9 protein-coding genes and 3 pseudogenes are annotated in these 9,029 nt (G+C 44.9%); 2 read left to right on the top strand and 10 right to left on the bottom strand.

The window, feature by feature from the left end; translation table 11 throughout:
* From BG32_RS05880 to BG32_RS17090, 5 genes and pseudogenes are all read right to left on the bottom strand, one after another.
* On the bottom strand, positions 1-635 hold a 635-nt coding region (locus BG32_RS05880; protein ID WP_147434843.1), incomplete at its 3' end, for an FAD-binding oxidoreductase.
* Between the two features lie 13 nt (positions 636-648).
* Positions 649-1,241, bottom strand: a pseudogene (locus BG32_RS05875) (NADH:ubiquinone reductase (Na(+)-transporting) subunit E).
* 12 nt (positions 1,242-1,253) lie between these two features.
* A complete protein-coding gene (locus BG32_RS05870; protein ID WP_006492535.1) occupies positions 1,254-1,853 on the bottom strand; it encodes an NADH:ubiquinone reductase (Na(+)-transporting) subunit D in 600 nt (199 codons plus the stop codon).
* A gap of 1 nt (position 1,854) precedes the next feature.
* Positions 1,855-2,475, bottom strand: a complete 621-nt coding sequence (locus BG32_RS05865) for an FMN-binding protein (RefSeq protein WP_014730586.1) — start codon at positions 2,473-2,475, stop codon at positions 1,855-1,857.
* Positions 2,472-3,361, bottom strand: a pseudogene (locus BG32_RS17090) (RnfABCDGE type electron transport complex subunit D). Before BG32_RS17090 ends, BG32_RS05865 begins: the two are co-directional and overlap by 4 nt.
* A gap of 99 nt (positions 3,362-3,460) precedes the next feature.
* Between BG32_RS17090 and BG32_RS05855 the strand changes: the two are divergent.
* A complete protein-coding gene (locus BG32_RS05855) occupies positions 3,461-3,721 on the top strand; it encodes a type II toxin-antitoxin system Phd/YefM family antitoxin (protein WP_006492531.1) in 261 nt (86 codons plus the stop codon).
* Positions 3,722-3,733: 12 nt separating this feature from the next.
* Positions 3,734-4,873: an ABC transporter ATP-binding protein gene (locus BG32_RS05850; RefSeq protein ID WP_099772100.1), complete on the top strand. Its 1,140-nt coding sequence runs from the start codon at positions 3,734-3,736 to the stop codon at positions 4,871-4,873.
* Positions 4,874-4,934: 61 nt separating this feature from the next.
* On the opposite strand, the gene rpsT is transcribed toward BG32_RS05850, so the two are convergent.
* The 5 genes and pseudogenes from rpsT to hflX form a co-directional block, all read right to left on the bottom strand.
* Positions 4,935-5,213, bottom strand: a complete 279-nt coding sequence (rpsT, locus tag BG32_RS05845) for a 30S ribosomal protein S20 (protein ID WP_006492528.1) — start codon at positions 5,211-5,213, stop codon at positions 4,935-4,937.
* Positions 5,214-5,257: 44 nt separating this feature from the next.
* A pseudogene (gene metK, locus BG32_RS05840) lies at positions 5,258-6,438 on the bottom strand (methionine adenosyltransferase).
* 22 nt (positions 6,439-6,460) lie between these two features.
* A complete protein-coding gene (locus BG32_RS05835) occupies positions 6,461-6,766 on the bottom strand; it encodes a hypothetical protein (protein ID WP_006492526.1) in 306 nt (101 codons plus the stop codon).
* Between the two features lie 5 nt (positions 6,767-6,771).
* Positions 6,772-7,785: a hypothetical protein gene (locus BG32_RS05830; protein WP_014730582.1), complete on the bottom strand. Its 1,014-nt coding sequence runs from the start codon at positions 7,783-7,785 to the stop codon at positions 6,772-6,774.
* Entirely contained in the window at positions 7,782-9,029 is a 1,248-nt protein-coding gene (gene hflX, locus BG32_RS05825) for a GTPase HflX (RefSeq protein ID WP_257212004.1), read from the bottom strand. Before hflX ends, BG32_RS05830 begins: the two co-directional genes overlap by 4 nt.

Here is a 9,029-nt window from a genome sequence, read left to right as displayed (position 1 = left end):
ATTTTGTGAACGTAAGTTGTGACAATCCCGTTCGGGACAAGTCTTATCAGCAATTCAACACCGCTCTTAACCGAGGGTTGCGAGGACATCGAATATGCCCTCATTGTTTCACCCTTGATATCTCCATAAGCTGGAACTATCAGCTGCACATACTGACCTGCCTTGAATTCGATCTCATCTTCCAAATCAAAGAAGACTTCCTTAATGTCATGTGTCACATCCTTTATCGATGAAACACTGGCGATGTATTCCCTTATATTGAACAATTCTTCCGGGATCTCGATTGATATATCACTCTTAACCTTAATCTGGCACGAAAGCCTAATGTTGTTTTTCTTCTCTTTCTCGGAAAGATATGGTAGTTCTGTCGGGAGAATGGGCCCGATGTCTGTCAAAACCCTTACCTTGCAAAGTCCGCAGCTGCCTTTACCCCCGCATGCAGAGGGAATGAAGATCTTCTCACTTGCAAGCGTAGACAGAAGAGTCGCTCCGCCTTTCACTTTCAAGTCTTTCGAATCATTTACTCTTATACTAACTTCTCCATAGTTGTTCACAAGGGCATCCGCAACAGTGAGAATTGCAGCGAGCAGCGCCGAAATTCCTCCGATCACAAGAGCTGATATGACTATTTGCAATCAAAACACCACCTTATTGAACGGGCAACATGCCCGAAAAACCCATGAAGCAAGTGCCATTATTCCGATAATTATCACTGTAATGCCTGGGCCAACCAACTGAGGAGGTAGATCATTCTCTCTCATTCTCATGCGCATTGCAGACAGTGCGACTATCGCAAGCCACCAGCCAGCACCGGAACCGAACCCAAAGAACAGAGACTGGATGAGGTTGTACTCTCTGATTATCATGAAGAGAACTCCACCGAGAATTGCGCAATTGACTGTGATGAGGGGTAAGAAGATTCCCAAGTTGATGTAGAGAGCCGGAGAGAATCTTTCAATGATCATTTCCAGGAACTGCACAAAAGCAGCGATTACAACAATGAATACTATGTACCTTAGATAATCGAGATTCAGAGGAACTAATATGTAATAGTAGACTATGTAGTTGAGAACAGAAGTAAGCGTAAGAACGAATGTCACTGCCATACCAAGCCCATTGGCAGTTTTTATGTCTTTAGAAACCGATATGAAAGAGCACATCCCCAGAAAATTGCTCAGCACCATATTACTTGTCAATGCCGCCGCTATCATTATTACAAATGGATTAAGTGGAACTCCCATCTAAACCCCTCCTTACTTCTTCTTGACGATCGGCGTTCTCGCGATCCAGATTATCGCACCTAAAATAAAGAAGGCGCTGGGAGCCATTATCATTATCACCCAAGGAGTGAAACTTTCCGGCATAACTCTCACTCCAAAAATCGTGCCAAAACCCAAAAGCTCTCTTATAAAGGCTACGGCAAGAAGAATCAGCGAGTAGCCAATTCCCGCGGAGACGCCGTCGAGAAAGGAAAGAATCGGACCGTGAGACTGGGCAAAGGCTTCTGCTCGTCCCATAATGATACAGTTCGTTATTATCAACCCAACATAAGGACCAAGAGCCTTGCTGATAGAGGGTAGATATGCTTTGAGGACAATATCGAGAATTATCACGTAAGTTGCAATAATAAGAACCTGAATCATCATCCGCACGTTTCTTGGAATCAGTTTTCTGAGAGCGGAGATGGTCAGTGAAGAGAAAGCGGTAACGAAGATTAGACCTACTCCCATAATCAGAGTGTTTGTCAGGTTGTTTGTGACTGCTAGAGCAGAACAGATCCCCAGAATCTGCACTATTACCGGATTATTCTTCCAGATGTTTGCAAGAAAGACCGTCTTCTTGGAATCAGCCATTTTATTTCACCACCTCGCGAACGACGGGTAATACAGAATTAATCGCCTTGTTCAAGAGGATCTGTATTGATTCAGATGTTCTGGTGGCTCCCGTAATTGCGTCAACTCGAGCATCTTCTTTAGAGACAGTATCCTGTCCCGTAACCACAGCCACTCTTGCAGAGGGATCTGAAGAGATCTGCTCTCCTCTGAACTGCTCCTTGAACCGACTTTCGTCAATTCTACCTCCAAGACCGGGCGTCTCCGAGTGGCTGACGAAATCTATTCCGGTAATCCTCGTTCCCTCCTCATTGAATGCAATAAGTGCCGTAATTGTCCCCCACAAACCCGGACTCTGTACTGTAAAGGCTAACTCCTTTGAGCCATCTTTGTTGACAATGTAAACTGTCTGATCCCCGGTGATCTCTTCAATCCTGTTGCCATAAAGCCCTAGAATTTCCTCATCTGAGACTGAGTCGATGTCTTCTGCGAGATTAAACACGTAAACGAGAGATCTTTGGAACTCGAGTTGTTCATTCTTCTCGATCGTGCCGGAAGCCAAAGCGTTAATGCCAGCAAGACATAAAACGAAGATCGTCGTGAGAACAAAGGTAAATACTACTGAGTACAATCTGCCACTCATGCCCTCACCTTCTTCGGGGTGTTAAGGTAATCTAGAAGAGACGCAAATGTGTTTGCAATGAGAACAGCAAACATGAGACCCGCACCGAAAAGAGAGAAAGACCCTATTATCACCGCTAGTGAACCGATCATAGCTCCATATATCCATTTCGACTTTTCTTTCTTCGGAGCGCTTACAGGGTCGGTGGCCATGAATACTGCCCCAAACAATATACTACCTCCAATAATCCAGTGAAACGGGCTCATTTTAGAAGGGTCGAATATATAGACAATCCCTGACATGACAAATGCTGACACAAGCGTCGAGACAATTATCTTCCACGAAGCAACTTTGGTGATAATAAGGTACACAGCTGCAGCTGCTATCAACCACTTTGCTGTTTCACCTGATGAGCCGGAGATATTGCCAAATATCATTCTCCACGCACTTACACTTCCTCCACTTCTGATGACATTCGCTGGAGTAGCATGGTAATGATATCGGAGCTGATCCAGCGAACGAATCCCTGTCCCCAGCTTTGAACCGCCGGCGTCCAGCTCTGTTGAACGGCTGCGGGAAAGCTAATATAGACAAAGGCCCTTCCTACCAAGGCCGGATTGTAGAGATTCTTCGCGAAACCCCCGAAGGCCATTTTCGCAAAGATTATCGCAAATGAAGAGGCAACAATTACAATCCAGAAGGGCACTGCCGGTGGAAGAATCAGGCCAATCAGAAAGCCGGTGACTATTGAGGCCTCGCTGACGGGTTTTCCCTTTTTCTTTTCGAATAACCATTCGACAAAAACCGAGATGAGAATGGACAGAAACACCTTGGAAAACACTACCCAGCCGAAATTACCGACAGCGAAGATCAGAATTGGAAGGAGAGCGTAGATTACCTTTCTCATCATTGGTTGTTTCAAGAAAAACTTCTTCGCCATCTCTGGCACCTCCAAAGCTTGACTATAATTATGGTCATGCTGTATAATGGTCCCGAGGTGGTTCCTTTGTCAAGATTACATGAGCTCTCTTTTTTTTCTCTGGCCGAAGCAAAAACACACTTTTCAAAGGTCGTTGACGATTGTGAGAAGGCCGATATAATTATAACAAAAAACGGTCTTCCCAAGGCTGTAGTGATGGACTATCGTAAGTACGTGCTCTTCAACAGGTTTCTTGAGAGGGTTTATGATCTCTATTTAATGGACGCTGGCGATGAAGCGATGGATGTTGAAATAAAGGATCTTATTGTTCAAGTCGATGATGATTGACGGAGGTGTAAGATGGCAGAAGTTATCCTCGAGAAGGTAGGTAAGACTTATCCAAATGGAGTCAAAGCTGTTTTGGATGCAAATCTGGAAGTAAAAGACAAAGAGTTCCTTGTTTTACTGGGCCCTTCCGGCTGTGGAAAGACAACGACATTGAGAATGATAGCCGGATTGGAAGAAATCACCGAGGGAACAATAAAAATCGGTGGTAAAGTCGTTAACGATGTCGAACCTAAGGATAGAGACATCGCTATGGTTTTCCAGAATTATGCTCTTTACCCACACATGTCTGTTTATGAGAATATGGCATTCGGATTGAAACTTAGGAAGACACCCAAGCCCGAGATTGAGGAAAGAGTCAGGGAAGCTGCCAGAATCCTTGGAATAGAGCAGCTACTTGATCGAAAGCCAAAGCAGCTTTCCGGTGGTCAGAGACAGAGGGTTGCCGTTGGAAGAGCGATAGTTAGAAAGCCAAAAGTCTTCCTCTTTGACGAACCTCTATCCAACCTGGATGCGAAGCTGAGGGTGCAGATGAGGGCGGAACTGAAGAGGCTCCACCAGAATCTACAGGCAACGATCATCTACGTCACTCACGACCAGGTTGAAGCAATGACAATGGCAGACAAGATTGTCATAATGAAAGATGGCATTATTCAGCAGATAGGTGATCCTTATTCGGTCTACTTTGAACCAAGAAATAAGTTTGTCGCGGGGTTTATAGGAACTCCAGCAATGAACTTCATAAGCGCAAAGCTTGTATCCGAAAACGGTAGTGTTTGGGTCGTCAAAGAAGACATGAAACTTCTGGTCCCTGAAGACAAGGTTGACAAAGTTAAAGGTTTGGTCGGTAAGGACATCACATTCGGCATAAGACCGGAGGATATATACGACAAGATGTACGCCGTCGCGCCAAAGGATGAGTATACAGTCAAGGGCAGTGTAGACGTTGTTGAACCTCTAGGTAGCGAAACGCTTATCCATGCTAACATTCACGGAGATGACATTGTGGCGAAAGTAGATCCAAAGAGCAGAGCGGCTGCCGGTGACAAGATGGATCTTGTTTTCGATATGTCGATGATGCATTTGTTCGATCCTGAGACTGAAGAGAACGTCCTCGCAGGGACACATCAGGACGCAGCTCCAGAGAATCTTTGATTGCTGCTGTTGACAGCAAAAAAAGGTGGCTAAAGCCACCTTTTTTCATTTTTTGACTGTATTATCCTCTCGTCTCGACGTATGTTTTCACTTTTGAGGTCAATCTAGCCTTTTTACGGGAAGCCGTATTCTTGTGTATCGTCCCGGACTTAGCCGCCTTATCGAGAGTAGAATATACTTCACTGAGCATGGACGAAACGAGCTTTGGATCTTCACCCTCTTCTATAGCTTTATACAGCTTCTTTGAAGCATTCCTAAATTTCGTTCTGACAGCCTTGTTCATCATTGTTTTCTTGGCGGTCTGTCTTACTCTCTTCTTTGCTGATGCATTGTTAGGCACTTATCACTTCTCCTCCTTTCGAGATTTACCTGTTTATTGTATCATCAATCCAGTGCTTTCTTCAATTGGTCTACCGCATCGGTTTCTTCCCAGGGAAGATCAACGTCAATCCTGCCGAAATGACCAAATGCGGCTATCTGTCTGTAGATTGGTCTTCTGAGATTCAAACGGTCTATAATGGCGGCGGGCCTGAAGTCAAAAACCTTTAGAACGGCCTTTCTTAATTTCTCGAGATCCACCTTCTCCGTATTGTGAGCATCTATCATGAACGACACGGGTTTTGCAACTCCAATTGCATAAGCCAACTGAAGTGTTACTCGTTCCGCCAATCCGGCGGCTACGATGTTCTTCGCGGTGTATCTGGCCATGTAATGGGCCGACCTATCGACTTTCGTCGGATCCTTACCGCTAAAGGCGCCTCCGCCATGAGGTATCCAGCTCCATAGGTATCGACAATAATCTTTCTCCCGGTCAAACCAGTATCGGCCGAAGGTCCACCCTTGACAAAACGCCCGGTTGGATTCACGAAGATTTCGACGCCCTCAAGCAATAGATCATGCTCGATTACCGGAGCTACCACATTGTCAACGACAAGTCTTTCGATTTCGTGACTGGTCAGATCGGGATCATGTTGTGTTGAAACTACAATAGCAGTCACACCAACCGGTTTTCCGTCTTGATACTTAACGGTAACTTGGGTCTTTCCATCAGGCCTGAAGCCTTGGACGGTTCCATCCCTTCTAACCTGACTGAGTCTTCTGGCAAGTCTATGGGCGAGAACGATAGGCAAAGGCATCATTTCCGGCGTCTCGTTCGTTGCGTAACCAAACATCATACCCTGATCACCGGCTCCAATAAGTGCGTATCTATCTACATCATTCTTCTTTGCCTCATAGGACCTGTCAACTCCAAGAGCTATATCCGGTGACTGCTCGTCTATACTTGTGAGAACTGCACAGGTTTCCCCATCGAAACCAAACTTAGCCCTGTTGTATCCAATATCGAGAATTGTGTCTCTGACAACTCTCGGAATATCGACATAGGCTTTTGTACTTACCTCTCCAGCAACTACTGCAACCCCTGTAGCAAGAAGAGTCTCAACTGCGACCCTCGAGTTCTCATCCTGAGTTAACATTGCATCCAAAATTGCATCGGAAATCTGATCGGCCATCTTATCGGGATGGCCTTCCGTAACACTTTCACTGGTGAACAACCAAGTCTTCATAACTGCCTCCTACAAAATGAATCTATTCTTCATATTCTTCTTTGGAAATGAATCTACCGCCAACAATTTCGAAAGACAAAGGTTTGAAAGCTCTATTGAATTCAGCAGTGATCTGAATCCTGTTCTGACAATTGCTGCCAATGAACTCTTTGTCGAGCCTGTAAGCACCCTTACCCTTTCCATAGTTTACACTGACATCGTAATACTTTCTAAGATGGCTTCTGAATTTCTCTCCGCACTTGTTGCACTGAAAGTGCACAACCACAGTGTTCCCGTTGTCGTAAAAGGGATTCCTGCCAATATCGCGCGGCTTCTTCTTGAAAAACATCTGAATTACCTCCTCATTTCAATTCTGAAGTCTTTCGAAGCCTCGTTCCCCCAGTGATCTCGAACTACCACTCTCGCATCTCTAGGATTTGTCCAGTCGATGTCATCCCAGATGTTTATTGGCAGGACACTGAGCGAAATCCTCGAGTTTAAGTTGAACCAATAATCCGATTCCGTTGATGGTGATGAATATATTTCGCGAACCTTATCGACTTCGTCCAATTCAAATGATACGAAATCTATCTGGTAGATCAAACTGTTCTCTACGTACAGCTCAATAGTCTTGGGACTTATCGGATGCCTCAGCTGCACCTTTGCGTGAAGATCCAGTGGAGTGTTCGGAGTCATTTCTATCGTTGGTTTACCTTCCGAAAATGAGTACGTTTTTCCGCCCGCTCTTATGTCAAGTATTTCAATTGCTGGAGTTGGAGAACCTGTATCGAAAAAGAATCCCGGATTGATTATCGTCTGCATTGTTGAATCCCTAACCTCCAGATGAAGATGAGGAGGAACATTACCGCTGTTTCCTGACTTTGCGACAACATCGCTCTTTCTGAAAAGAAGCTCTCTAGGGTCAAAGGTTACTTCGACATACTGATCTCCAAACTCAGAAATTAGCTGGTGATAAAGATCATTTAGTTTTCTTCCCGTTAACGTAGAAGTGTCCCCGACTTCATTAACGTGCGCAAAGATCACATTGATACCTTCCTCATTAGTAAGAATATTCGTGACTTCAGGAAGCGTAAGGGCTATCCCAATGCCATATATAGGATGGTTTATATAGATCTGGTGCACATACGAATCGTCTGGAGAACGAAGATCAAGTCCCACAATACTTCCAGTTGAGTAATCCATTCCCATGTGGAAATGCTCGGGATAGTTGATATTTTTGGAATTCCCCCTAAACTCGCCAAAATAGCCCGTTATCTCCGGTGCCCTCTTCAAAGGAAAAAGAAGTGTCGCCGAAAACAACATTCCAGTAGTCAGAATTACCAGTATGACCGATAATAACCTCTTCATTTTCTTCCCTCCTCACATATAGAAGAAATGAGCCGTTCATTTATCTCATCGGAGGACAAATATTCGATCTCGATGAGCTCTCTGTCAAAGCTCTCAGAAAGCACTTCCACGGAGTTTCTAAATCTCATGAAATTCGAAAACTCGGCAGGAGTCAATCTCAACGTTCTTCTGGACTTCTCACCAAAGAGTTTCCTTGTGATTTCATTAAGTATGCCCTCAATGTTGTAGCTTCTCAGTGCACTTACCATTACTGAATCTGGAAAGAATCCTTCCAGTTCGGCCAGTCTTTCATTCGTACAGAGATCAATCTTGTTCAGAACGTGAATTCTTCTGATCTCTCCCGCACCTATTTCACGTAGAGTACGGTCTACTACGGAGTACTTGTCTTTGATTGCCATGTCAGATGCATCGGAAACTACCACGAGGATATCGGAGTACTTCACTTCGTCCAACGTGGATTTGAAGCTCTCCATCAACTCGTGTGGCAATTCTCTTATGAATCCAACGGTGTCGGAAACCAGTAAGTGCATTCCAGCCGGCAACTTCGCTTTCCTGACTCGGGTATCGAGCGTTGCGAAAAGCTTATCCTCTATGATTAGATCCTCGCTGCTAATCTCGGAGACTAACGATGATTTCCCAACATTTGTATAGCCAACAAAAGAAACAAGAGGTACCGAAGATGACTGTCTCTTCTTGCGTGATATTTCTCTCCGTTTCGCGAGTTCTTCGATCTCTTTTCTGAGGCGAGAGATTCTGTCCTGAGCCTGCCGTCTATCTATCTCAAGTTTCTTCTCCCCAGGCCCTCTTGTACCTATACCTGCTCCGGTTTGTGAAAGCATCCTGCCAAATCCCTTCAGTCTCGGAAGTTGATACTTAAGGCTGGCGAGCTCTACTTCGAGTTTTCCCTCTTTGGTTGTTGCATGTTCAGCGAAGATTTCAAGAATCAGCTGCGTTCTGTCTATGACATGTATCCCCAGCAGTCTTTCAAGATTCATCGCCTGAGACGGCGATAACTCATGTCGCGTTATCGCAAGAGATACACCAAAGGCTTCAATCATTCTCTTCGCAAAGCCAACCTTTCCTTTTCCAAGGTAGTGTCTTGGATCGGGATAATCAAGATTCTGAACGACGCTTTCCGTTACATAATAACCGGCAGTTCGGGCCAGCTCTTGAAGCTCGCCCAGTATTTCTGTTTTCATATCCTGTTCTTCAGACGAAAAAACAGCGACAAGTAAAGTGTCTAT

This window comes from Mesotoga sp. HF07.pep.5.2.highcov (assembly GCF_003666285.1).
Taxonomy (GTDB): Bacteria; Thermotogota; Thermotogae; order Petrotogales; family Kosmotogaceae; genus Mesotoga; species Mesotoga prima.
The sequence above is the reverse complement of the archived record's forward strand: the minus strand, read 5'-3'. Positions and strand labels throughout refer to the sequence as shown.

Bases quoted from the DNA above. Each gene is read 5' to 3' on its own strand.
- BG32_RS05870 (WP_006492535.1), bottom strand. From the start codon at position 1,853: ATGGCTGATTCCAAGAAGACGGTCTTTCTTGCAAACATCTGGAAGAAT.
- BG32_RS05865 (WP_014730586.1), bottom strand. From the start codon at position 2,475: ATGAGTGGCAGATTGTACTCAGTAGTATTTACCTTTGTTCTCACGACG.
- BG32_RS05850 (WP_099772100.1), top strand. From the start codon at position 3,734: ATGGCAGAAGTTATCCTCGAGAAGGTAGGTAAGACTTATCCAAATGGA.
- BG32_RS05835 (WP_006492526.1), bottom strand. From the start codon at position 6,766: ATGTTTTTCAAGAAGAAGCCGCGCGATATTGGCAGGAATCCCTTTTAC.
- BG32_RS05830 (WP_014730582.1), bottom strand. From the start codon at position 7,785: ATGAAGAGGTTATTATCGGTCATACTGGTAATTCTGACTACTGGAATG.